The following is a 23797-nucleotide window of genomic DNA, read 5'->3' on the forward strand; positions in this document are numbered from 1 at the left end:
AAGTGATGAAGGAGCCGCAACCATGATTGACCCTATGCTTCTTGACCAGCAGTTGTGTTTCGCCCTCTATGCAGCGACGCATGCCATCACCCGTTGTTACTCGCCAGGGCTCAAGGCCCTCGGCCTGACCTACCCGCAGTATCTGGTGATGCTGGTTCTGTGGCAGGAAGACGCGCTGACGCTGAAGGCACTTGCCGAACGTCTCGATCTCGATTCGCCCACGCTGACGCCACTGCTCAAGCGGCTTGAAGGCGCCGGCTACATCACGCGGGCGCGCAGCCGGATCGACGAGCGGGCGCTGGAAATCCGGCTGACCGATGCCGGACGCGCACTGCGAGAACAGGCGCGGCCCGTGCACGCAGGGGTGGCCGAACAGTCCGGTCTGCCGCCGGACGTCTTTGCGCGGATGCGCACTGAACTGCACATGCTGAGCGCGCACCTTAAGCAGCATGATCAGGCCGCCCACGGCGCCGGCTGAACACGCCTTCGCTCGCAGCCAGTCACTCAGTCGCCGAACAGTTTGCCCACCGCGTCGCCGACGCCTTTCACGACCGTACTTCCGGCGCTGCCTACCCCGCGCACCAGGCCGCCAAGACTGACGCCGACCGATTCGGCGACGGCGCCGGTGACGCGGGTGGAGAATCCTTCGTTCAGCGAGAACGATGGATCATCGATGCGGCCTTCCAGCGTGAAATCGACGCTGATGCGCCCCTCCCGGTCCTTCATCAGCCCGACCACGGCCGACCGCGGCAAGCCCATGAACGAGCCGCCGGAGGCAAGCTCCAGTTCTTTCAGCGTCAGCGTGCCGGGGGCCTTCAGGCGCTGGGCGACGACGACCGGCCGGATATCGAGATCCATCGTGCCGCGCTTGACGCCGGTTTCCGCCGCCTTGATCAGATAGGGCTGGAAGGCCACGAGATCGACATCGCGTAGCGACAGCGCCAGCCGTGCATCGCGCGTCGAGGGCACCACTTCGCCCTGCAGCGTCAGGCGACCGTCCTGCCGCACACCTTTGACGATGCCCTCCAACCTGAGCGTGCTGGCGGTATCCAGCGCAGGAAGATCGAGCGGCCCGATCTCGGCGTTCAGCGCCTGCAATGTCAGTCGATGCGGTGTGCGGCGCACGCTGGCATCGTGGAAGTCGAGCGACGCATCGCGCAGTTCGATCCGCGACACGTGAACCGGCACAGGCGTTCGGGACGCGCTGTTCCGGGTGCCGTCCGTGACGGGCGATTGCTCAAGCAGCGCCGGCAGCACCCGCAGTGCGCCGTCACGCGTGCGCAACATCGACAGATAGGCGCCATCGACCGTGATGCGTTCGATGCGCACGCGTGCCGACAGCAGGTCGCGCAGCTGCGGACGCACTTCGACGCGTCGCGCACGCAGCTCGTCATCGGCCGGCCATCCCTGCTTGCCGTCGCGCACGGCGCGAATGCGCACGTCGTGCAGCACGACCGCCCCGAATCCGACATCGATCTTCGCAACCTCGCCGCGCGGCCCGAGGGCCGTCTCGATCTGATTGCGAAGCAGCAGCGGCGCAAGCAGGAAGGCGCCGAGCACCGCCACGCCGGTCAGGACCAGGAGCAGAACGGCGCGGCGCAGCCCGGAACGCATGTTCGTGTCAGTAGGAACCCGGCCGCGCCGCGTTGACGAAGCGGGTGTGTTCGCCCTGGAAGCCGAGCGTGACCGTACCGGTCGGGCCGTTGCGGTGCTTGCCGATGATGATTTCTGCCAGCCCCTTGTCCTGCGTGTCCGGGTTGTAGACCTCGTCCCGGTAGATGAACATGATGATGTCCGCGTCCTGTTCGATGGCGCCGGATTCGCGCAGGTCGCTCATTACCGGGCGCTTGTTGGGCCGCTGTTCCAGTGCGCGGTTCAACTGCGACAGCGCGATGATGGGCACATGCAGTTCCTTGGCCAGCGACTTGATGGAACGGGAGATTTCGGAAATTTCCGCTGTCCGGTTTTCGCCATCGCGCGTGCCTGACATCAGTTGCAGGTAATCGACCACGATCAGGCCGAGCTTGCCGCATTGCCGGTACAGCCGCCGCGCACGGGCGCGCAGGTCGGTCGGATTGATGCCGCCCGTCTCGTCGATGTGGATGGGCGCTTCATGCAACTTGCCCAGTGCCATCGTCAGCCGGCCCCAGTCATCGTCGGTCAGCCGTCCGGTGCGCAGACGGCTCTGATCGATCTTGGCGACCGATGACACGAAACGCATGGCCAGCTGGGTGCCGGGCATTTCGAGCGAGAAGATGGCCACCGGCAGTCCGATGTCCACAGCGATGTGCTCGGCGATATTCAGTGCGAACGAGGTCTTGCCCATGGCCGGACGTCCGGCGACGATGATCATGTCGCCGGGCTGCAGGCCGGCTGTCTTCGCATCGAGGTCGATGTAGCCGGTCGGCACACCGGTGACGTCGGACGGATCGTCGCGGTCGTACAGTTCCTGGATACGGTTCACCACCTGGACCAGCAAGGGCTGGATGGCGACGAAGCCGGAGCCGCTGCTGGCACCGGCTTCTGCAATCTCGAAAATCTTCGATTCCGCTTCGTCGAGCAAGGTTTTGGCATCGCGTCCGCGCGGAGACAGCGCACTCGCTGCGATTTCGTCGCCCACGCTGACCAGTTTGCGCAGGATGGCACGCTCGCGGACGATTTCCGCGTAACGGCGGATGTTCGCCGCCGACGGCGTGTTGTTGGCGATCTCGCCGAGATACGCCAATCCTCCGGTCTGTAGCCCCTCGTCGGACTTTTCGATCGACTCGTACACCGTGACGACGTCGGCCGGCTTGCCCTGTTCGATCAGCTTGGCGATGTGGCGGAAGATGCGACGATGGTCATCGCGGTAGAAATCGGATTCGCCGACCTGGTCGCCGACACGGTCCCAGGTACTGTTGTCGAGCAACAGCCCGCCGATCAGCGATTGCTCGGCCTCGATCGAATGCGGCGGCAGCTTCAGCGCAGCGATCTGCCTGTCCTGCGAAGCCTGCGCTGCCTGCGCGTCGGGGTTTCCTGCGTTGCGCACGATGCTCATTGTGGTGTTTTCGTTTCCTGGAAGCGGTGCCGTCAATCCGGCAATCTAGTCCGGCCGGGCGTGCGGCACAACGGCACAAGCTGTGGATAAGCTGTGGGCAGCCATGTGGGTGGGCTGGAAGCACATCCGGGCGCCAACTCGAAAACAAAAAAGCCACCCTGAGGTGGCTTTCTTGCTGCGATCCGGCCAGCTGGCCGGAGGCGACGATCAACTTTCGCCGACCACTGCCACCGTGACGTTGACCAGCACATCCGAGTGCAGTGCGATTTCGAACTGGCTTTCGCCGGTCGTCTTCAGCGGACCATCGGGCATGCGGACCATCGACTTGTCGACCGGAAACGACTGGGCGACCAGCGCCTCGGCGATGTCGGACGTCGACACCGAGCCGAACAGGCGACCATCGACACCGGCCTTGCGCACGACCTGAACGGTCACGCCTTCCATCTTTTCGGCGACGGCCTTGGCGCCCGCCAGACGTTCGGCAGCGGCCTTTTCAAGTTCGGCGCGACGCGTTTCGAACACGGCCAGATTTTCCGGCGTGACGCGCTTGGCGCGGCCGGTCGGAATCAGGAAATTGCGGGCGTAACCGTCACGCACCTTCACCACATCGCCCAGATCGCCGAGCTTGGCCACTTTATCCATCAGGATGACTTGCATGGTCGTCTCCTCGCTTACTGGTGCAGGTCAGTGAAAGGCATCAGCGCAAGGAAGCGGGCGCGCTTGATGGCTGTGGACAGCTGGCGCTGATAGCCGGCACGGGTGCCGGTCAGTCGGGCCGGCATGATCTTGCCGTTCTCGGAGATGAAATCCTTCAGGATTTCGACGTCCTTGTAGTCGATTTCTTCGATCTTCTCGGCGCTGAAGCGGCAGAACTTGCGGCGCTTGAACATGCTGCGCGATCCGCGATCGTCCTTCTTCTTTGCGTTCTTCGGTCTGAAAGCCATGGTGGTTCCTTCCATTTTTGCGACGGTTCGCGAGTCAGCGTTCCGTCACGAATTCAATGCTGTTCATGTGCATGACTGCCTGCCTGCTTCGTGCGCTGCGGGCAGCCATGAATCCTTGTGCGATCAACGCGGTTCCGAGCGGTGCGGCGGCGAGCAATCCGGCCTGGTCGCCGAGCAGCACGAAGTCTGTTTCAAGCCTGACTTCGCGCGGCACGCCGTTTTCGATCTGCTGCGAGTGGTGTTCGAGACATCCCCGCAGGATCGGTACGCCAGCCGGTGTGTGCCTCAGCGCGTCACGTTCGATCAGGGTGGCGTGCAACGTGAAACTGTTGATCGCCTGACCGGACGGATTCGCCTTGCGCTCCGTATCCGTTCCGCCGTCGATCAAGCGGCCGGCTGTTCGGCGACTGGCTCGGCTTCTGCAACCGATGCCGAGTCAGCGGACGATGCCGAGTCAGCGGACGGTGCCAGCAGCGAACGCGACTTCTCTTCCTTCATCATCGGCGAAGGCGTCACGACAGCCTTGCGCATCTTGATCGTCAGATGGCGCAGGACGGCGTCGTTGAATTTGAAGGCGTGCTCGAGTTCGGCCAGCGTTTCGTTGTCGCACTCGATGTTCATGAGCACGTAGTGAGCCTTGTGCACCTTTTGGATCGGATAGGCCAGCTGACGGCGGCCCCAATCTTCCAGACGATGGATGCTGCCACTGCGACCGGTGACGAGCGTGCGGTAGCGCTCGACCATTGCGGGCACCTGCTCACTCTGGTCCGGATGGACGATGAAAACAACTTCGTAATGTCGCATGTAATCTCCTTGCGGTTTTTGCCCGCCTGCCCTGCGGCAGACCTGGCGGTTAAGCCTCCCGGCATGCGAGTCCGGTGAGGCAAGGTAAGCCGAACATTATAGCCCGGAAAATCAAGGCCTCACAAGCCAGACCGGGCGCTGCGCTGGCGTCTGGCCTCGAACAGGCAGATGCCGCTGGCGACCGATACGTTCAGGCTTTCGACCGTGCCGTGCATCGGAATCATCGCCAGCACGTCTGCGGTTTCGCGTGTCAGCCGGCGCAGGCCGTCGCCTTCGGCGCCGAGCACCCAGGCCACCGCACCCGACTGGTCGACGGCATACATCGACTGCGTCGCCTCGCCGGCCGCGCCGATGGTCAGGATGTCGCGCTCCTTCATTTCGCGCAGGCTGCGCGCCAGGTTGGTGACGGTCACATAGGGCACGGTATCTGCCGCGCCGCTGGCCACCTTGATCGCGGTGGCGTTGAGGCCGACCGCACGGTCGCGCGGCGCAACCACGGCATGGGCACCCGCTGCATCGGCGACTCGCAGGCAGGCGCCGAGGTTGTGCGGATCCTGGATGCCATCGAGTACCAGCAGCAGCGGCGGTTCGGACAGCGCATCGAGCACGTCGTCCAGCGAGCGATAGGGGATCTGCGCCAGCACGCGCGCCACCACACCCTGATGGCGGGCTGCCCCACCTGCCAGCCCGTCAAGCCGCGCGGGATCGGTCTGCACCAGCTTCACACCGGCCGCCTCGGCCGCGCGGACGAGGTCGCGCATGCGGCCGTCGGTCCGTGCCGTCGAAACGAACACTTCCTTCACACTGTCCGCCGCATGACGGATTTTTGCCGTCACCGCGTGGAAGCCGAAGATGTAACGCGTATCGCCACTCATTTCCGGCCACCACGCTTCGGTGCCGCCGACTCAGGCGTGGTCTCTTTCGTCCCGCCGCCGTTTGCTGCGGCCGGCTTCGATGATTTGGCGGGCGACTTCGACAGCAGCAGGGCCGCAGGTTTGCCGGCAGCTTTCGCGGCGGCCGGCTTCGTGGCCTGCGATTTTGCAGCTTCGCGCTTCGCGGGCGCCGGCTTTGCAGCCTTGGGCTTCGCAGCCTTTTTCGCGCCGCCTTTGGCGGGCTTGGCCGGCGCGTCAGGCGCTGCTTTCGATGCCGCTTTCGGTTTCTTGCCAACGGACGGCTGGTCCGGGACAGCGTACGGGGACGAGGCGGACGCAGAAGCCTGAGCCGCCTTCCTGGCGGCCCGACCCCGACCGGTCTTCGCCGCCTTCGGCGGCGGCGTGGGCTCAACCGGTTCGACGGCGACCCGCTTGCGCGATGAAGGACCGGTCGGCCCCGCTTTCGGCGTCAGCGATGCGCGCGGCACGCGCCCGAAATCGTCGCCACCGCCCGCCAGCCTGAATTCGATGCGGGTGTTGTCCAGATCGACCCGAACGACCTGAATGCGCACCCGGTCAGCGAGGCGATACATGCGTCCGCTGCGCTCGCCAACCAGACGATGCTTGCCCTCTTCGTAGTGGAAGTAGTCGGCGCCCAGTTCGGAAATGTGGACGAGCCCTTCGATGAAGACATTGTCGAGCGCGACGAACAGACCGAACGGCACGACGGCCGACACGCTGCCTTCGAACTCTTCGCCGACGCGATCCTGCATGAAATAGCACTTGAGCCAGTTCTGGACGTCGCGGCTGGCCTCGTCGGCACGCCGCTCGGTGGTCGAGCAGTGCAGGCCGATGTCCGACCAGTCACCCGGCTCGTAGCGCTTCTTCGCAAGCGCCGCCTTGATCGCGCGATGCACCAGCAGATCGGGATAACGGCGGATCGGCGACGTGAAGTGGGTGTAGGCCTCGTAGGCAAGACCGAAGTGACCGACATTGTCGGGGCTGTAAACCGCCTGGCGCAGCGAACGCAACATGACGGTCTGCAGCAGCTGGCGGTCCGGACGGTCGCCGATCTGCGTCAGCAGTGCGGCGTAGTCCTTCGCGTGCGGCTTGTCGCCACCGCCGAGCTGGAAGCCGAATTCGCCGAGGAAGGCGCGCAGCTTCTGCAACCGGTCCTCGCTCGGGCCTTCGTGCACGCGATACAGCGTCGGCTGCTTGCTGTCTTCGAGAAAGCGTGACGCGCACACATTGGCCGCGAGCATGCATTCCTCGATCAGCCGGTGCGCATCATTGCGGGCATAAGGCACGATGCGGTCGATCTTGCCTTCATCGTTGAACAGCATCAGCGTTTCGACGGTTTCGAAGTCGATTGCGCCGCGCTTGGCACGCGCCTTCTCGAACACGCGGAACACCGCATCGAGTGCTTCGAGGCGTGGCAGAAGCGGCTTCAGGCGTTCGCGCGTCGCAGGGTCCTTGTCGTAGATCGCCGCCGCCACTTCGGTGTAGGTCAGCCGTGCCTTCGAATTCATCACTGCAGCGTAAAAGCTGTAGTGCTGGATGGCGCCGGTGGCCGACACGTCCATGTCGCACACCATGCACAGGCGATCGACTTCGGGGTTCAGCGAACACAGGCCATTCGACAGTTTTTCCGGCAGCATCGGAATGACGCGACGCGGGAAATACACCGAATTACCGCGTTCGAAGGCGTCGATGTCGAGCGGGGCGTCGGGCTTCACGTAGTGACTGACATCGGCGATGGCGACGATCAGGCGGAAGCCTTTGCCCTGCCGTTCGGCGTAGACCGCATCGTCGAAGTCGCGCGCGGTTTCACCGTCGATGGTGACCAGCGGCAGCTTGCGCAGATCTTCGCGCTTGCCGATGTCTTCCGACCGCACTTCGTCGGGCAGGCGTTTTGCCGCAGCCAGTGCCTTGGCGGAAAATTCGTGCGGCATGTCGTGCTTGCGCAGCGCGATTTCGATTTCCATGCCGGAATCGCCGAAATTGCCCAGGACCTCGACCACGCGGCCGATCGGCGGCGTGTAGCGGGTCGGCTGTTCGATCAATTCGACTTCGACCACGCTGCCGGCGGCGGCCTTCAGTGCCCGCTTGCCCTTCTCGGGCGCGGCCAGCACGATCTGCTGGCGGATGCGGCGGTTCTCGGCAATGCAGAACTGTACGCCGTGCTCTTCGACGACGCGGGCGACCAGACGCGTATTGCCGCGCTCGGTGACCTCAACCACCCTGCCCTCACGCCGGCCGCGGCGATCAAGTCCGGTGACACGCACCAGCACACGGTCGCCATGCAGCACGCTGCGCATTTCCTGCGCGCTGAGGAAGATGTCGCCCTTGTCGCCTTTCTCACCCTTCTTGTCCGCCTTGCCGTCACCGGTGATGACGAAACCGAACCCGTCCGGGTGTCCTTCGACCCGACCTGCCACGAGGTCTGCCTTGTCGGGAATGATGTAGGCATCGCGCCGGTTGCGCATCAGCTGCGCCTCGCGCTCCATCGCGCTCAGGCGGCGCACGAAGTGCTCGCGCTCCTCGGGCTGGATGTCCAGCGCTTGTACGAGCTCGTCGGCGGTCATCGGCATGCCGGCCTCTTCGAGCGCCTGCACGATGTACTCGCGGCTCGGCAGGGGATTGTCGTAACGCGTCGACTCGCGTTCGAAGAACGGGTCGGCGCGTCGAATCTTGCTCGGTGAATTCTTCTTCTCTGTTTCTCTTGACAACGTGAATGCTTTCTTTAGAATGCGCAGCCTCTTGCCCAGGTGGCGAAATTGGTAGACGCGCTAGTTTCAGGTACTAGTGCCGCAAGGTGTGGAGGTTCGAGTCCTCTCCTGGGCACCAAGAAGCAAGGACGAAAGCCGACAGCGATGTCGGCTTTTTTCTTTTCCTGTCCGCTTTCTTCCCGCCGACGTTCCTGACTGCATCGGTCACATTACCCATTATGAACCGCATGGCCTTCACGGACATGCGGCCCCCGGCCCCGCCATCACTCACTCGAACGGATGGCGCAGCAGAATGGTTTCGGTACGGTCAGGACCGGTGGAAATCATGTCGACCGGTACGCCGCAGATTTCCTCGATGCGCTTGAGGTAACTGCGGGCATTCGCCGGCAGTTCATCGAGCGCCTTGATGCCGAAGGTCGTATCCTTCCAGCCCGGCAACGTTTCATACACCGGCTCGCAGCGCGACAGCTCTTCGGCGCCGACGGGCAGGATGTCCGACAGTTCTCCATCGATGCGGTAACCCGTACACACCTTCAGTTCCTCGACGCCATCCAGCACGTCAAGCTTGGTCACGCACAGGCCGGATATGCCGTTGATCTGGATCGAACGCTTCAGCGCGGCGGCATCGAACCAGCCACAGCGACGCGGGCGACCGGTGGTGGCACCGAATTCATTGCCCTTGGTGGCCAGATGGCGTCCGGTGTCATCGAACAGTTCGGTCGGGAACGGTCCGCCGCCGACGCGCGTCGTGTAGGCCTTGGTGATGCCGAGCACGTAATGCAGCATCGTCGGACCGACACCGGCCCCCGCCGCTGCCGCACCTGCGACGCAATTGCTCGACGTGACGAAGGGATAGGTGCCGTGGTCAATGTCGAGCAGCGTGCCTTGAGCCCCCTCGAACAGCAGGTTCGAGCCCGCCTTGTTCGCTTCGTACAGGGCGCGCGGCACGTCGGCCACCAGTTTTTCGATGCGCGGCGCCAGCGCCAGCGCGCCGTCCAGCGTTTGCTGGAAGTCGACCTTGGGTGCGCCGAAATACTGCGTCAGCACGAAATTGTGATAATCGAGTATCTCCGCCAGCTTGGCTGCGAAACGCGTCGGACGCAGCAGGTCCTGCAGGCGCAGCGCACGGCGCGCCACCTTGTCCTCGTAGGCCGGGCCGATGCCTCGACCGGTGGTCCCGATCTTGTTCTCGCCCTTGGCGGTTTCGCGGGCACGATCGAGTGCCTGGTGGTACGGCAGGATCAGGGGACAGGCTTCCGAAATGCGCAGGCGTGCCGCAACATCGACTCCGGCAGCCTCCAGTTCGTCCATCTCGGACAACAGCGCCTCGGGTGACAGCACGACACCATTGCCGATGTAGCAGGCCACGCCTTCGCGCAGCACGCCGCTCGGAATCAGGTGCAATACGGTCTTCTTGCCACCGATCACCAGCGTATGGCCGGCGTTGTGGCCGCCCTGGAAGCGCACCACGCCTTGTACCGAATCGGTCAGCCAGTCGACGACCTTGCCCTTGCCCTCGTCGCCCCATTGACTGCCGACGACCACTACGTTCTTTGCCATGCTTAAACCTTTCTGTCGAGCGACACGATCTGCCACTCACCTTCAACGAATTCCAATTGGCGGTCACATCCCAGTTCGGCGACATCGTCCGGATGACCCGGCAGGTCGACCACCACGATTTCGCCGGCGTCACGCAATGCACGAATCCGCTGCATCAGCGCGGCATCATGAACATACGGTGCGCGGATGCCCGACCGCCGTTCGAGTTGCGGCGCCTGACGCGCCAGCTGGCGCAGATCCAGGCTGAATCCGGTCGCCGGACGCGCCCTGCCAAAACTCTTGCCCACTTCATCGTAGCGCCCGCCGAGCGCGATCGCCTGCGCCTGACCCGCACAGTATGCGGCGAACGTGATTCCACTGTGGTAGTGATAGCCACGCAGGTCCGCGAGGTCAAAACCGAGCGCGTCGGCATCGACCGTCGCACCCACGCGTTCAAGTTCCGCCAGCGCGGTCGCGATTTCCGGGAAATCCGGCAGCGCAGCGCGCGCGCGCGCCAGCGTGTCAGCTTTCCCGTAAAGATCGGGCAACGCGAGGAAGGCAGCCTTGAGCGTGGCGGGTTCATCCATCAGCAGTTGCCGAAGCGACGGCATGTCCTTGGCCTGAAGCGCTGCAAACAAGTCCTGCAATCCATCTTCGCTGCGCAGCTGAGGTGACTCCAGGCGGTCGGCCAGCGCTCGAAAGATGCCGACATGGCCAAAATCGATGCGTGCCAACGCAACCTGCGCAACATCGAGCGACGTCAGCAGCAAGGTGACCAGTTCGACGTCCGCCTCGATCCCTGCGTGGCCGTAAAGCTCCGCACCGAGCTGTATGGGCTCTCGCGTCGCGTTGAATCCGGACGGCAGCGCATGGACGACCGAGCCGCAGTAGCACAGGCGCACCACGCCGTTGCGATTCAGCAGGTGGGAATCAATGCGTGCGACCTGGGGCGTGATGTCGGCACGCAGCCCCATCGTTCGACCGGACAGCTGATCCACCAGCTTGAAGGTACGCAGATCCATGTCGCGCCCGCTGCCGGTCAGCAGCGATTCGATGTATTCGACCAGGGGCGGGACGACCAGCTCGTAGCCCTGGGTCAGGCATTCATCCAGCAGGCGCCGACGCAGGCTTTCGACCTGACGCGCCTCATCGGGCAGCAGGTCTTCGATCGATTCGGGCAATAACCAGCGACGCATCACTTGAACAGCGCAATCAGCGCAATACCGATAATCATTGAGGTCAGACCGACGAAACGAAGCTGGCCGTCGGCCAGCTCGGTCGCTCTGCGGAAGGTTTCACGCCACAGGCGCGGCGCCACGAAAGGCAGGACGCCCTCCAGGACGAGCATCAAACCCAAGGCGATGAGAAGTATTGAATCCATCACGAAAAAAGCACAGCCCGCATTGCGGGCTGGTGACTTTTCATTCCGTACGGCGAATAAATAACCGGTGGACTATACAGCAGCGCGGACGCCTGGGGTTCCGATGCTCATTTCACCGGCTGCCGACCGCTGTTGTTGAGATAGCGGAAGAAATCGGACGTCGGCTCGATGACCATCAGGTCGCTCTTGTTGCGAAAGCTCTTCTGATACGCATCCATGCTGCGGTAGAAGGCATAGAACTCTGGATTGGAGCCGAATGCGTCGGAGTAGATGGCCGCTGCCTGCGCATCGCCGTCACCCTTGACCTTCTGCGATTCCCGGTAGGCCTCCGCGACGATGATTTCACGCTGACGGTCAGCGTCCGCCCGGATCTTTTCCGCTTCAGCCGAACCCAGCGAGCGTAGCTCATTGGCAACACGCTTACGCTCCGCTTCCATCCGGCGATACACCGATTCGGACACCTCGGTCGGCAGATCGACGCGCTTCAACCGCACATCGACGATTTCCACGCCGATCTTGACGGCATCGACGTTGGCCTTGCTGCGCATGTCTTCCATGATCTTTTCGCGCTCGCCCGACACGACCTCATTGACCGTGCGCCGACCGAATTCCTCGCGCAACCCTGCGTTCACGGTCTGCAGCAGGCGCGTTTCCGCAAGTCGCTCGTTGCCACCGACCGAGATGTAGTACTGCTTGACGTCGGTGATGCGCCATTTGATGAACAGATCGACCAGCACGTTCTTCTTTTCCGACGTGATGTAGCGCTCGGGATCGGCACTGTCGAGCGTCAGGATGCGGCGATCGAAAAGGCGCACGTTCTGCACCAGCGGCCACTTGAAATGCAGGCCGGGCTGCTCGATCACGGTGCGCACTTCACCGAGCTGAAACACGATGGCGTACTGGCGCTGATCGACCGTGAAAAGCGAACTGGACAGTACGATCAGGGCGACGATGATGCCGCCGAAGAAGAGAGGCAGTTTTTCGCGCATCAACGCTCTCCCCGCTCGCGGGCGCGCAGCGCATCGCGCGATCGCATGTCGGCGGCTGCCGCATCACCCGACATCGACGGAAGCGACATCGTTTCGTTGCTGCGATTGCCCGCTGCGACATCGACCGCAGCTGCCCCCGCCTGTTGCATCAGCTTGTCGAGCGGGAGATACAGCAGGTTGTTGCCGCCCTTCGCGTCGAGCAGCACCTTGCTCGTATTCATCATGACCTGTTGCACCGTGTCGATATACATACGCTGGCGCGTCACTTCAGGCGCCTTCACGTACTCGGCAAGAATCTGCTTGAACCGGCTCGCGTCACCCTGCGAGGTGGCGATGATCCGTTCCTTGTAGCCGTTGGCCTCTTCAAGCAACCGCGAGGCGGTACCGCGTGCCTTGGGGATCACGTCATTGGCGTAGGCCTGACCTTCGTTCTTCTGTCGTTCCAGATCCTGTCCGGCCTTGACTGCGTCGTCGAATGCGGCCTGCACCTGCTCCGGAGGCTGCGCATTCTGCAGCGTCAGGCGGCTGATCTGGATGCCGGTCTGATAGCGATCGAGTATCTGCTGCATGATGCGCTGCGCATCGACGGCGATCTGTTCCCGTCCTTCATAAAGAACGAAGTCCATCTTGCTCTTACCGACCACCTCGCGCATTGCGGTTTCAGCGGCATGTACAACCGACTCTTCGGGCAGGCGGTTCTGAAACAGGTAAGCCACGGGGTCCTTCAGAATGTACTGCACCGCGAACTGGATGTTGATGATGTTCTCGTCGTCGGTCAGCATCAGTGCTTCCTTGAGCACCTTGTTGCGTTCCGCGCCGCGGTAGCCGACCTCGACCGTGCGTACGCCGGTCAGGTTGACCAGTTCGTGCGAGTCGATCGGATACGGCAGGCGCCACTGCAGGCCCGGGTCGGTCGTTTCGACAAGCTTGCCGAAACGCAGCACGACTCCGCGCTGGCTTGCATCGACAATGTACAGGCCGCTGGCCAGCCAGACGATGACGATCAGGCCGAGCACCACGCCGATGCCGCCGCCGAACTGGCGCGGTGTGACCGGCGGGCGGCTTTCGCCACCGCCGTTGTTCGACTTGCCGCCGAACAGCCCCGCCAGGCGCTTGTTGAAATCGCGCCACAGGTCTTCCAGATCGGGAGGTCCCTGATTGCCGCCTTTGTTGCCATTGCCGCCCTGATTGCCCCAGCGGGGGTCATTCAGCGACATCAAGATCGCATTCAGCACGTTCGGATTGGTCAGGTAAGGATAAAAGTTGAGGGGAGCGTTCGTCGCCTTCCGTGGAAGACATGTCGCCGCTCTCTGATGAGCTGATCACTCGGAGTGCGGAATTCGTCCGCGGTTCCAGGTTCAGGCCTCGAGGATCGTCGTTCGGATGCACGCGCTGCGCAGCGGCGATCCTTTCGGCCTGCAAACGTGTCGCGATGACTGCCCGCAAATCAGCCAAACCCGCACCCGTGCGAGCACTCACGCGAACTTTGCAAATGTTATCACAGCCTGCAGGATCAGCTCCCGGCTGCAACGCAGGCATCAGGTCCACCTTGTTCAGCACCCTTATCTGAGGCACCGCGTCGGCTCCGATTTCGGCCAGCACACGATCCACCGCAGCGATCTGCGCATCGCGATCCGGCGCCGACGAGTCGATGACATGCAGCAGAAGGTCGGCGCCGGCAGTTTCTTCCAGCGTCGCGTGGAAGGCGGCGACCAGCGTATGCGGCAGGTCGCGTATGAAACCCACCGTGTCCGACAGCACCACCTGCCCGAATTCGCCGAGATAGAGCTGGCGCGACGTCGTGTCCAGCGTGGCAAACAACTGATCCGCGGCATAGCTGCCCGCCTTCGTCAGCGCATTGAACAATGTGGACTTGCCCGCATTCGTGTAACCGACCAGCGCGACCACAGGCGTCGACTGCCGCTCGCGCGACTTCCGGCGCACGCCGCGTTGGCGTTCGACCTTCTCAAGTCGCTCTTTCAGCGCCTTCACCCTGTGGCCGAGCAGGCGGCGGTCGGTTTCGAGCTGCGTTTCACCCGGACCACGCAGACCGATGCCGCCCTTCTGTCGTTCCAGGTGGGTCCAGCCGCGGACCAGACGTGTAGACAGATGTTCGAGCTGGGCGAGTTCGACCTGCAGCTTGCCTTCATGACTGCGCGCACGCAGCGCGAAGATGTCGAGGATCAGCGCATTGCGGTCGATGACGCGCCGCGACAGCGCCCGCTCGAGATTGCGCTGCTGGCTGGCCGAAAGTTCGTGATTGAACAGCACGATGTCCGCTTCGTTGGCATTGGCGAGATCGAGGATCTCGGCCACCTTGCCCTTTCCGGCAAAGGTCGCCGGATCCGGGGCCTGTCGCTTGCCCCCTGCGCGAGCGACCGGCACCGCGCCCGCACTCAGCGCGAGCAACGTGAATTCGTCCAGCCGGTCTTCGTAGTCGCCTTTCCCGAGATCGAGCTGGACGATGACCGCGCGCTCGCCGGTATCTGGCCGCTCAATCATGCGAGCGAAGTGCCTGCAGGTGACCGTTGTCGCCGGTCAAGCGCTGTCGCCCTGATCGTGCTGGATATTGACCGGACGCGCGGGTACGACAGTGGAGATGGCGTGCTTGTACACCATCTGCGTCACCGTGTTCTTGAGCAGAACAACGTACTGGTCGAACGACTCGATCTGGCCCTGCAGCTTGATGCCATTCACGAGGTAGATCGCGACCGGAACATGCTCCCGGCGCAGGGTGTTGAGGAAGGGGTCTTGTAGCATTTGCCCTTTGTTGCTCATGTGGACACCTCTTGTTTATTTGAAATAGGACTCTACTGGATTTTTTGATGCACCGCAGCTTCAGACCCCGGACCCCGCATTTTGATCCCCGATCGCGACATCATTTCTTCGATGCGACGAACGGATTGTGCGCGGTACGGAATTCGACCCTCAGCGGCGTACCCTGAAGCCGGAATATTTCCAGAAAATAGTGTTCGAGATAGCGCCGGTAACTTTCGGCAATATGTTCGAGTGCGGCGCCGTGAATGACGATGACCGGCGGATTCATTCCGCCCTGGTGGGCATAGCGCATCTTGGGCCGGAAAAGGCCGTGCTTCGGGGGCGACTGCTTCTCGACCGCCGCCTGCAGCGCGCGCGTCAGCCTGGGCGTCGGAAGTTTGGTCATCGCCGCTGCGTAGGCGGCGTCCACAGCACCGAACAGGCCGCTCACGCCCAACCCCTCCAGTGCCGAAATGTACAGATGGCGCGCGAAGCCCAGAAAACCCAGCTTGCGCGCGATTTCACGCTTGAAGATTTCGCGCCGGTAGCTGTCCACGGCGTCCCACTTGTTGACGGCAAGCACCAGGGCACGGCCGCTTTCGACGATGAAGCCGCCGATATGGGCGTCCTGATCGGATACTTCCTGCGTTGCATCGAGCACCAGCACACACACGTTTGCCTGCTCGATCGCCTGCACTGTCTTGATGACCGAAAACTTCTCGATCGTTTCGAACACCCGTCCCTTGCGGCGCAGCCCGGCGGTATCGATCAGTGTGTAGCGCTTGCCGTTGCGTTCGAACGGAATGCTGATCGCGTCGCGCGTCGTTCCGGCCTGGTCGAAGGCGATGACACGCTCTTCGCCCAAAAGCGCATTGATCAGCGTCGATTTCCCGACGTTCGGGCGACCGGCCACGGCAATCTTCGGGACCCGGTCATCAGGTTCCACCTCGTCGTCGTCGGCAAAGCCGCTCAGGCAGTGGTCAAGCAGGCTGCGCACGCCCTCGCCGTGGGCGGAAGAAATCACGTGCAGATCACCCAGCCCGAGCTCGTGAAACTCGGCCGCGACGATTTCCTGCCGCATGCCTTCCGCCTTGTTCACCGCAACCACCAGAGGCTTGCCGACACGGCGCAGACGGGCGGCGATTTCCCGGTCGTGCGCGGTCAGGCCGGCCCGGCCATCGACGAGGAAAATCAGAACGTCCGCTTCGGCAATCGCCTGTTCGGCCTGTGCCGCCATTTCGACCATGATGCCGTCGCGGGCGGTCGGCTCGAAACCACCGGTGTCCACCACGAGAAACGGCCGGTCGCCGAGGCGGCCGGTGCCGTAATGACGGTCGCGCGTCAGGCCGGGGAAATCGGCAACGAGGGCGTCACGGGTTTTGGTCAGCCGGTTGAACAGCGTCGACTTGCCGACGTTCGGGCGACCTACGAGTACCAGTACGGGTTTCAAGCTAGATCCTCAGCGGGCCGCCAGGGCCCGTACGATGCCGGCGCGGCTCTGCGCCACGAAAGCGGTGCCGTAAGGACGCAGCGACGCATTGAGCGCGCTGCCGTCACCCTTGACCCGCGCGACGAAGGCGCCGTTCTCCGTACTCAGCAGGTGCAGCAGCCCTTCGCCATCGGCGACGGCAACAACGCCCTCGAGCGCGAGTGGCCGCCCCGGATAGCGGCGCTTCAGCTTGTCCTGCTTCCACACGCTGGCGCCGGTCGCGCGATCCAGCGCATGGATGGCACCATTGTCATCACTGACGTACAGGTTCTGTGCGTCGATATCGATGCCGGCGGCACTCGATATGTCGCGTGTCCAGATGGATTTGCCGGTACTCAGTTCGAAGCACGCCACCCGCCCCTGAAAGGCCGAGGCGCAGACGTCCCGACCGACGATGACCGGCAGGCTGGATACGTCGGCGATGCGTTCAAGTTCCGTCGCGCCACGCGACAATGCCACGTTAGATTCCCACACCGCCACGCCGGTGCTGCGGTTGATGGCGACGAGCTTGCCGCCCGGGAACCCTGCAATCAGAAAGGACGGGGTACTGATCACCCCGGCGTGGGTGCGCAGCGTCAGCGACGGATTCGGTCGCTGGTAATTCCACTTGCGCGCGCCATCGATCGCCGTGAACGCCTGGATGCGGCTGTCGGCACTGCGCACGAACACCATGTCATCGGTCACCAGCGGTGCGCTCAGCACTTCGGAACTGACGAGACCGTCCCAAAGCGGCTTGCCGTCGAGGTCGAACGCCAGCACATCGCCCTTTTCAGTGCCGACGACAAGTTGCCGCTCATTGGCGCCGATGCCGCCGGAAAGGGGCTTGCCGGCGTTGATCTTCCAGATCTGCCTGCCGTCGTCCAGACGGGCGATCGTGCCATCGCGCGCGGCGACAAAGATGCTGCTGCCGATCACCGCGGGTTCGAACACCGCATTGCCGGACTGACCGATCTCATAGCGCCACAGTTCGGTCACCGGGGCACTGGATTCGAGCGGCTCGAGTACCGGCATCTTGGGCTTGGGCGGGCCGCTGAACGGATTGAGGCTGTCCAGGCTGTCGAGCGTTGAGCCACACCCCGCCAACAGTGCGCTGGCCACCAGCAGAACGGTCAGTCGCGTCACCGGGCGCCACCGACCGCATCGAGCTTGATCTCGACCACATTGCGATAGCCCTGCGGAGCCGCGCTGGCCAGCGCATCACCCGCCTTGACGTTTTCATCGATCTTCGTCAGCGCGGACTGGTAGGCCGTGCGCGCTTCGTCCCGTTTGTCCTGCATCAGCAGCACGTCGCCGCGCGCTTCGAGAAATCGCGCTTCAAGCGTGGGATCGACCTTGCCGTCGAGCTGTTTGGTTGCTTCGTCGAACGCCTGTTCCTCGATCAGCACATACGCCAGTCGCAGGCGGCCGAGGTCGCGCAGCATGTTTTCCGGCGCGTTCGCCTTGACCCATTCCAGCTGTGCGCGAGCAGTCTTGGTGTCGCCGTTGTCGACATGCAGCTTGGCCGACAGCAGAGCTCCCAGGCTCGCGTACGAACTGCCGCCGAAATGTTCGGTCAGCTGGCCGGAGGTTTCGCGGGTCTTCTTCAGGTCACCGGCAAGCGCGGCGTCCTGCAGCGCGTCGAACACGACGCTGGCCTTCACCGACTGATCGCGGTTGTACCAGTTCCACGCCTGGTAGCCGATCAGCGACGCGGACACCGCGATCACCGTCCAGGTGATCAGATTGCCCCAAGCCGCCCACCATGCCTTGATGGTCGAAAGCTGTTCCTGTTCTTCAAGATCGAGTGCTGCCATGTCCTGGACTCCTGTCCGGTGTTTCCGGTTGTGGTTTGATTTTCAGTGCAACAACGGTTCTTCGTCGTCGGTGTCGTCGCCACCGAGCAGCAGCATGGCGAGGTGTTCGGCGACGTCATCACGGCTGATGCGCATCTGGTCACCCCCGCGCAGAGGTTTGAACGTGACATCACCGGATGCGACTTCGTCTTCGCCAAGTATCAGTGCGACCGCAGCGCCGGAGGCGTCGGCGCGCTTCATCTGCGACTTGAAGCTGCCACCGCCGCAATGCATCAACGTGGCAAAGCCCGCGTCGCGCAGCTGCTCTGACAGCGCGAACGCCTCCGCCTGGACGCCTTCTCCCGAGTGGACGACATAGGCTTCCGGGCGTTCGATCAGCGCGTCGGCCTGCACCGGATTCCACAGCGACAGCAGACGTTCGATGCCCATTGCAAAGCCGGCTGCCGGGGCAGGCTTGCCGCCGAGCTGCGAAACCAGTCCGTCGTAGCGACCGCCGGCACACACCGTTCCCTGGGCGCCAAGCTGGTCGGTCACCCACTCGAACACGGTGAGGTTGTAGTAATCCAGGCCGCGCACCAGCCTCGGATTGATGCGGAACGGGATATTGGCGGCGCGCAGCGTGTCCTGGATGGCGGTGAAATGCGCCAGTGACTCCTTGCCCAGGTAGTCCGACAGCTTTGGCGCCGCCTCGACCAGCGCCTGCATGGCCGGGTTCTTGGTGTCGAGGATGCGCAGCGGGTTGCTGTGCAGGCGGCGCTTCGCGTCCTCGTCCAGTTGCTCCTGGTGCGCCTCGAAATAGGCGATGAGTTCGGCGCGATGCTGAAGGCGCTCCTCGGGCGAGCCGAGCGAATTGATTTCCAGCCGGATGCCCATCAGGTCGAGGTCGTCCCACAGGCGCTGGCACATCATGATCAGTTCGGCGTCGACATCGGGCCCGGCGTAGCCGAGCGCTTCCACGCCGACTTGATGGAACTGGCGGTAGCGACCTTTCTGAGGGCGCTCGTGACGGAACATCGGGCCCATGTACCAGAGCTTGCGCGGGCTGTCATACAGCAGATTGTGCTCGGTCACGGCGCGCACGCAGGAGGCGGTGCCTTCCGGGCGCAGCGTCAGGTTTTCACCATTGAGCGCATCTTCGAAGGAATACATTTCCTTCTCGACGATGTCGGTCACTTCACCGATCGCGCGCTTGAACAACGGCGTGTGCTCGAGCAGCGGAATGCGGATCGGGCGGTATCCGTAAGCGCGCAGCCAGTCGCGCACGATGGTTTCGAAGGCTTCCCAGCGTTCTGCCTCGTCCGGCAGGATGTCGTTCATGCCGCGAACGGCTTGCAGTTTGCTCATTGTTCGTTGTTCAGGCGCCGGTCGTGCCGGCGATTTTCCTGGTGTAGGTGCGGGCGACGTAGGCGTCGACGATGCCGCGGAACTCGGCGGCGATGTTGTCGCCCTTCAGCGTGACGGTTTTTTCGCCGTCCTCGAACACCGGTGCCACCGGCGTCTCACCGGTGCCCGGCAGCGAAATGCCGATGTTGGCGTGCTTGCTTTCACCCGGGCCATTCACGACGCAGCCCATCACGGCCAGCGTCATCCGTTCGACGCCGTCGTACTGCGTTTTCCAGTCAGGCATCCGGTCGCGCACATAGCTCTGGATGTCGGACGCCAGTTCCTGGAAGAAGGTCGACGTGGTGCGTCCGCACCCCGGGCAGGCTGCGACCATCGGCGTGAACGCGCGCAGCCCCATGGTCTGGAGCATTTCCTGCGCCACGATCACTTCCTTCGTGCGGTCGCCGTTGGGTTCGGGCGTCAGCGATACGCGGATCGTGTCGCCGATGCCCTGCTGAAGCAGTACCGCCATCGCCGCGGTCGATGCCACGATGCCCTTGGAACCCATGCCGGCTTCGGTCAGGCCCAGATGCAGCGGGTAGTCGCAGCGCTTTGCCAGTTCGCTGTAGATGGCGATCAGGTCCTGCACGCCGCTCACCTTGCACGACAGGATGATGCGATCGGGCGGCAGGCCCCATTCGACGGCCTGCGCCGCACTTTCCAGCGCGGACGTGACCATGGCTTCGCGCATCACGTCGATGGCGTCCTTGGGCTGCGGCCGGCGGGCGTTCTCGTCCATCACGCGTGCCAGCAAGGTCTGGTCGAGGCTGCCCCAGTTCACGCCGATGCGCACCGGCTTGTCGTAACGACAGGCGATTTCGATCAGCGCTGCGTATTGTTCGTCGCGCTTGCTGCCCTTGCCCACATTGCCCGGATTGATGCGCAGCTTGTCAAGCGCCTCGGCGCAGGCCGGATGCTCGCGCAGCAGCTTGTGGCCGTTGAAGTGGAAATCACCGACCAGCGGCACATCCACATTCATTTTCAGCAGCTGCTCGCGCACCCGCGGCACGGCTGCCGCCGCCTCCATCGTGTTCACCGTGATGCGCACGATTTCCGAACCGGCGCGTGCCAGCTGGGCCACCTGGATGGCGGTCGAAATATGGTCTTCGGTGTCGGTGTTGGTCATCGACTGCACGACCACCGGCGCAGCCGAACCAATCGTCACGCCTGCGACCTTCACCGAACGTGTCGCGCGGCGGACCAGCGAACTCATTGCTTGATCACCCATTACTCGAGCCTCAGTCGCGCGACATCAACCTTGATCGACGGCGCCAGATCGTGCGGCTGCCCATCGACCTTCAGGGTCACGGAACGCGCATTTCCGATGACCAGAGAGACCGGGAAAGTGGCATTCACCGTCCGGGTGCTGCCGCTCCGGTTCAGATCCGACAGCAGGATGGCGTCGCTGGCATCGCGGATTTCCACCCACGAGTCCGTGCTGAAGGTGAATTCGAGCCGGTGCTCTCCGGGGGCTGCCGCGGCAACGGCGTCCGACGGCGTGGTCTGGACAACCGCGTCGGGGGCCGCATCACTCGACAATTCGGCCGGCAACGGCAATAGGTCGCTGGCCGATGCATCGGCCGGATCGAACCGGACATCGCCGGAGGCTTCGGTGGACACGGGGCCGTCCAGCGGCGACGGATCGAGCAGCGAAATGTCCGCCTGCCCGGTGACCGGCACATCGGCGGGCCAGAACTCGAACCATATATATAAGGCAAAACCCGCCAGCACCGGAACGCTCATGGCAAGCAGCGGCAGCAGCCACTTGCGCCGGGCCGACTGCACCGGCATGGCGACGCCCACATTGGCCTGTTCGATCAGCTGCGGCGTCGCCCGTACATGCTGCTGATCCAGACTGCCCAGCAGGGTCTGCGCATCCAGACCGATCAGCGCCGCGTAATTGCGTATGAAACCTCGAACATAGGTCGGGCTCATCAGGCTGTCGAAATCGTCCGCTTCGATGGCTTCGACCTGACGCGGTGCCAGCTTGATCGCACGTCCGACACTGTCGATGGACATGCCGCGCGCTTCGCGCGCCTGCCTCAGTCGCGTGCCGACCGAACCTGTGAGCGCATCGCGCGGCAGATCGACCACCTCGTCCTGCTCAGACATCAGTCGTAGTTCCCCTGCATCAATTGCTGGTGTTCAGGCGTGCCCGCAAAGCGGCGGCGCAACTGGCTGGCGAAGCCAGCCTCCGACACCTTGTCGCTCAGTTTGCGTTCGATGCGCACGGCAAGCCAGAGACTTTCCGCCACCGAATCGCGCTGCGCGTGGAAATTGCTCAACTGCTTGCGTGCCTCGAGATAGCTGCCCTTGCGATACAGCAGTGCCGCCAGGTTGTAGATCGCCTGCGTATTGCCCGGATCGGCGTTGATCGCCAGCAGGAAATTGACTTCCGCGGTCTGCAGGTCATTCCCCTGCAATGCGCACAGCCCGGCGTTCGTGTAGGGACGGGTCGGAGTGGCGTACAGCGGGTTCCGGATCGCCTCGTTGAACAGCTGCATCGCACGCGCCGTGTCGCCGTTCTGACAGAGGAACCAGCCGTAGTTGTTGTTGATGTCCGGATCGCTCGACGCAAGACGCAGCGCGCGCTCGAAGTTGTCGCGCGCCTGCTGCTTCTCGCCAAGGTACATGTGCGCCAGACCCATCAGGTTGTAGGCCGGGCCGTAGGACGCGTCGTCGCGCAGTGCGGTGCGCCCTTCTTCAAGCGCGATCGCAACATTTCCCGCCTCAAGGTAGGCCATGCCCAGCTCGGTATGCGATTTTGCACGCGTGCGGGCCGCCCCCGTCACGATGGGTTCGAGCGGCTTGTACTCCGACGACTGCGCACCGGTACGACTCTGCACGGTGGTGGTCGTATTCGGATTGCCCGTCGTGGAGCCGGTTGAATTTCCGCCCTGGCTGCCTGCGCATCCGGCGAGCAGGACGGCGAGTGACAGGACGGTCGCAACACCTGATGAAAATCTGGTCACCGTGCTGGAACCTCCACGAGTGGAATGGTTTTCTGCGTACGTCGGGTGCGGTCGAGCACCTGACCGGCAAGTTGCCCGCAAGCGGCATCGACATCGTCGCCGCGCGTCTTGCGGGTCGTCGTGACGATGCCCTCCGCCATCAGGATGTCCGAAAACGCACGGATGCGCTCTTTCGACGACCGCCCGAACGGTGCCGCAGGAAACGGATTGAACGGAATCAGGTTGTACTTGCACGGCACCTGACGTGCAATCGCGATCAGTTCGCGCGCATGGGCGTCGCTGTCGTTCACGCCGTCGAGCATCACGTACTCGAAGGTGATGAAATCGCGCGGCGCGTGATCGAGGTAGCGGACGCAGGCGGCCAGCAGCTCGCGCAGTGGATACTTCTTGTTGATCGGCACCAGTTCGTCGCGCAGCGCATCATTCGGTGCATGCAGCGACACGGCCAGTGCGACCGGGCAGGCCTCGCCCAGGCGGTCCATGGCCGGCACGATGCCGGAGGTCGACACCGTCACCCGACGACGCGACAAGCCGTAGGCGTTGTCGTCCAGCATCAGGCGCAGCGCCTTCACCGTGGCATCGAAATTGGCCAGCGGCTCGCCCATACCCATCATGACGACGTTCGAAATCACACGTTCGCCGTCATTCTCGCCGCCGCGCACGGCGCCCAGCGCACGATTGGCCAGCCACAGCTGGCCGATGATTTCCGACACCTCGAGATTGCGGTTGAAGCCCTGCTTGCCGGTCGAGCAGAACGCACAATCGAGCGCACAGCCCGCCTGGGTCGAAATGCACAGCGTGCCGCGACGCTCTTCGGGAATGAAGACGGTTTCGATGGCATTGCCGGCGCCGACATCGATCAGCCACTTGCGCGTGCCATCGGTGCTGGTGCTGTCGCGCACCGGCACCGGTGCCTCCACGCAGGCGATCTGTTCGAGTTTCGCGCGCAATGACTTGGCGACGTCGCTCATCTGAGCGAACTCCCCCTCGCCGTTGCGGTGGATCCAGCGCATGACCTGTCGCGCGCGGAAGGGCTTTTCGCCAAGACCGGCGAAAAAGTCTGCGAACCCTTCGGCGTCAAACTGCAGCAGGTTGGTGCGGGTCACGC

At 63.4% G+C, this 23797-nt stretch carries 24 protein-coding genes and 1 tRNA gene; 2 read left to right on the forward strand and 23 right to left on the reverse strand.

The features are described from left to right. Nucleotides 1-22: 22 nt before the first annotated feature. On the forward strand, nt 23-478 hold the full coding sequence (locus ACTIFF_RS07785) for a MarR family winged helix-turn-helix transcriptional regulator (protein ID WP_069037354.1): 456 nt from the start codon (nt 23-25) through the stop codon (nt 476-478). A 26-nt stretch (nt 479-504) separates the two neighbouring features. Here the strand turns inward: ACTIFF_RS07785 and ACTIFF_RS07790 are convergent, their stop codons facing one another. The 8 genes from ACTIFF_RS07790 to rnr all read right to left on the reverse strand — a co-directional run bounded on the left by ACTIFF_RS07790 (nt 505) and on the right by rnr (nt 8386). Continuing rightward, the gene (locus tag ACTIFF_RS07790; protein ID WP_439536319.1) at nt 505-1614 is read right to left on the reverse strand and encodes a DUF748 domain-containing protein; all 1110 of its coding nucleotides are present in this window, start codon (nt 1612-1614) and stop codon (nt 505-507) included. Nucleotides 1615-1621: 7 nt separating this feature from the next. After that, a complete protein-coding gene (gene dnaB / locus ACTIFF_RS07795) occupies nt 1622-3037 on the reverse strand; it encodes a replicative DNA helicase (protein ID WP_439536320.1) in 1416 nt (471 codons plus the stop codon). Between the two features lie 207 nt (nt 3038-3244). Further along, entirely contained in the window at nt 3245-3694 is a 450-nt protein-coding gene (gene rplI / locus ACTIFF_RS07800; protein ID WP_257093597.1) for a 50S ribosomal protein L9, read from the reverse strand. Nucleotides 3695-3708: 14 nt separating this feature from the next. Beyond that, nucleotides 3709-3981: a 30S ribosomal protein S18 gene (gene rpsR / locus ACTIFF_RS07805; RefSeq protein WP_069040341.1), complete on the reverse strand. Its 273-nt coding sequence runs from the start codon at nt 3979-3981 to the stop codon at nt 3709-3711. A gap of 34 nt (nt 3982-4015) precedes the next feature. After that, nucleotides 4016-4369, reverse strand: coding sequence for a primosomal replication protein N (gene priB / locus ACTIFF_RS07810; RefSeq protein WP_439536321.1), 354 nt, complete (start codon nt 4367-4369; stop codon nt 4016-4018). Beyond that, nucleotides 4366-4785 (reverse strand): 30S ribosomal protein S6, encoded by a 420-nt coding sequence (rpsF, locus tag ACTIFF_RS07815; protein ID WP_439536322.1) that lies wholly within the window; start codon nt 4783-4785, stop codon nt 4366-4368. The genes priB and rpsF overlap by 4 nt, the downstream gene beginning before the upstream one ends. 119 nt (nt 4786-4904) lie before the next feature. Further along, complete coding sequence (gene rlmB, locus ACTIFF_RS07820) at nt 4905-5660, reverse strand: 23S rRNA (guanosine(2251)-2'-O)-methyltransferase RlmB (RefSeq protein WP_257078473.1); 756 nt, start codon at nt 5658-5660, stop codon at nt 4905-4907. Then, nucleotides 5657-8386 (reverse strand): ribonuclease R, encoded by a 2730-nt coding sequence (rnr, locus tag ACTIFF_RS07825; protein ID WP_439536323.1) that lies wholly within the window; start codon nt 8384-8386, stop codon nt 5657-5659. Before rnr ends, rlmB begins: the two co-directional genes overlap by 4 nt. 33 nt (nt 8387-8419) lie before the next feature. Between rnr and ACTIFF_RS07830 the strand changes: the two genes are divergently transcribed. After that, nucleotides 8420-8504: transfer RNA gene (locus tag ACTIFF_RS07830), tRNA-Leu, on the forward strand. Between the two features lie 149 nt (nt 8505-8653). On the opposite strand, the gene ACTIFF_RS07835 is transcribed toward ACTIFF_RS07830, so the two are convergent. The 15 genes from ACTIFF_RS07835 to rlmN form a co-directional block, all read right to left on the reverse strand. Then, nucleotides 8654-9946 (reverse strand): adenylosuccinate synthase, encoded by a 1293-nt coding sequence (locus ACTIFF_RS07835; RefSeq protein WP_306478121.1) that lies wholly within the window; start codon nt 9944-9946, stop codon nt 8654-8656. A gap of 2 nt (nt 9947-9948) precedes the next feature. Further along, nucleotides 9949-11121 (reverse strand): ATP phosphoribosyltransferase regulatory subunit, encoded by a 1173-nt coding sequence (locus ACTIFF_RS07840; protein WP_439536324.1) that lies wholly within the window; start codon nt 11119-11121, stop codon nt 9949-9951. Next, on the reverse strand, nt 11121-11306 hold the full coding sequence (locus ACTIFF_RS07845; RefSeq protein WP_257093587.1) for a DUF2065 domain-containing protein: 186 nt from the start codon (nt 11304-11306) through the stop codon (nt 11121-11123). The genes ACTIFF_RS07840 and ACTIFF_RS07845 overlap by 1 nt, the downstream gene beginning before the upstream one ends. A 107-nt stretch (nt 11307-11413) precedes the next feature. Beyond that, the gene (gene hflC, locus ACTIFF_RS07850; protein ID WP_439536325.1) at nt 11414-12295 is read right to left on the reverse strand and encodes a protease modulator HflC; all 882 of its coding nucleotides are present in this window, start codon (nt 12293-12295) and stop codon (nt 11414-11416) included. Continuing rightward, a complete protein-coding gene (gene hflK / locus ACTIFF_RS07855) occupies nt 12295-13512 on the reverse strand; it encodes an FtsH protease activity modulator HflK (RefSeq protein ID WP_439536326.1) in 1218 nt (405 codons plus the stop codon). The genes hflC and hflK overlap by 1 nt, the downstream gene beginning before the upstream one ends. Continuing rightward, on the reverse strand, nt 13499-14797 hold the full coding sequence (gene hflX / locus ACTIFF_RS07860; RefSeq protein WP_439536327.1) for a GTPase HflX: 1299 nt from the start codon (nt 14795-14797) through the stop codon (nt 13499-13501). Before hflX ends, hflK begins: the two co-directional genes overlap by 14 nt. Before the next feature lie 36 nt (nt 14798-14833). After that, a complete protein-coding gene (gene hfq / locus ACTIFF_RS07865; RefSeq protein ID WP_069037366.1) occupies nt 14834-15073 on the reverse strand; it encodes an RNA chaperone Hfq in 240 nt (79 codons plus the stop codon). Nucleotides 15074-15173: 100 nt separating this feature from the next. Then, nucleotides 15174-16502 carry a ribosome biogenesis GTPase Der gene (der, locus tag ACTIFF_RS07870; protein ID WP_306478125.1) on the reverse strand — a complete coding sequence of 443 codons (1329 nt, stop codon included), beginning with the start codon at nt 16500-16502 and terminating at the stop codon, nt 15174-15176. A 9-nt stretch (nt 16503-16511) separates the two neighbouring features. Continuing rightward, on the reverse strand, nt 16512-17663 hold the full coding sequence (bamB, locus tag ACTIFF_RS07875; RefSeq protein WP_439536328.1) for an outer membrane protein assembly factor BamB: 1152 nt from the start codon (nt 17661-17663) through the stop codon (nt 16512-16514). Next, a complete protein-coding gene (locus ACTIFF_RS07880; protein ID WP_439536329.1) occupies nt 17660-18334 on the reverse strand; it encodes a YfgM family protein in 675 nt (224 codons plus the stop codon). The genes bamB and ACTIFF_RS07880 overlap by 4 nt, the downstream gene beginning before the upstream one ends. A gap of 42 nt (nt 18335-18376) precedes the next feature. Beyond that, entirely contained in the window at nt 18377-19678 is a 1302-nt protein-coding gene (hisS, locus tag ACTIFF_RS07885) for a histidine--tRNA ligase (protein WP_439536330.1), read from the reverse strand. Nucleotides 19679-19688: 10 nt separating this feature from the next. Then, a complete protein-coding gene (ispG, locus tag ACTIFF_RS07890; RefSeq protein WP_439536378.1) occupies nt 19689-20930 on the reverse strand; it encodes a flavodoxin-dependent (E)-4-hydroxy-3-methylbut-2-enyl-diphosphate synthase in 1242 nt (413 codons plus the stop codon). 14 nt (nt 20931-20944) lie between these two features. Beyond that, nucleotides 20945-21829: a helix-turn-helix domain-containing protein gene (locus tag ACTIFF_RS07895; protein WP_439536331.1), complete on the reverse strand. Its 885-nt coding sequence runs from the start codon at nt 21827-21829 to the stop codon at nt 20945-20947. Beyond that, nucleotides 21829-22563, reverse strand: a complete 735-nt coding sequence (gene pilW / locus ACTIFF_RS07900) for a type IV pilus biogenesis/stability protein PilW (RefSeq protein WP_439536332.1) — start codon at nt 22561-22563, stop codon at nt 21829-21831. Before pilW ends, ACTIFF_RS07895 begins: the two co-directional genes overlap by 1 nt. A 122-nt stretch (nt 22564-22685) precedes the next feature. Next, nucleotides 22686-23795, reverse strand: coding sequence for a 23S rRNA (adenine(2503)-C(2))-methyltransferase RlmN (gene rlmN / locus ACTIFF_RS07905; RefSeq protein WP_439536333.1), 1110 nt, complete (start codon nt 23793-23795; stop codon nt 22686-22688). Nucleotides 23796-23797 lie beyond the last annotated feature (2 nt).

The sequence above is a fragment of the Methyloversatilis sp. genome (genome assembly GCF_051861465.1).
Lineage (GTDB): Bacteria > Pseudomonadota > Gammaproteobacteria > Burkholderiales > Rhodocyclaceae > Methyloversatilis.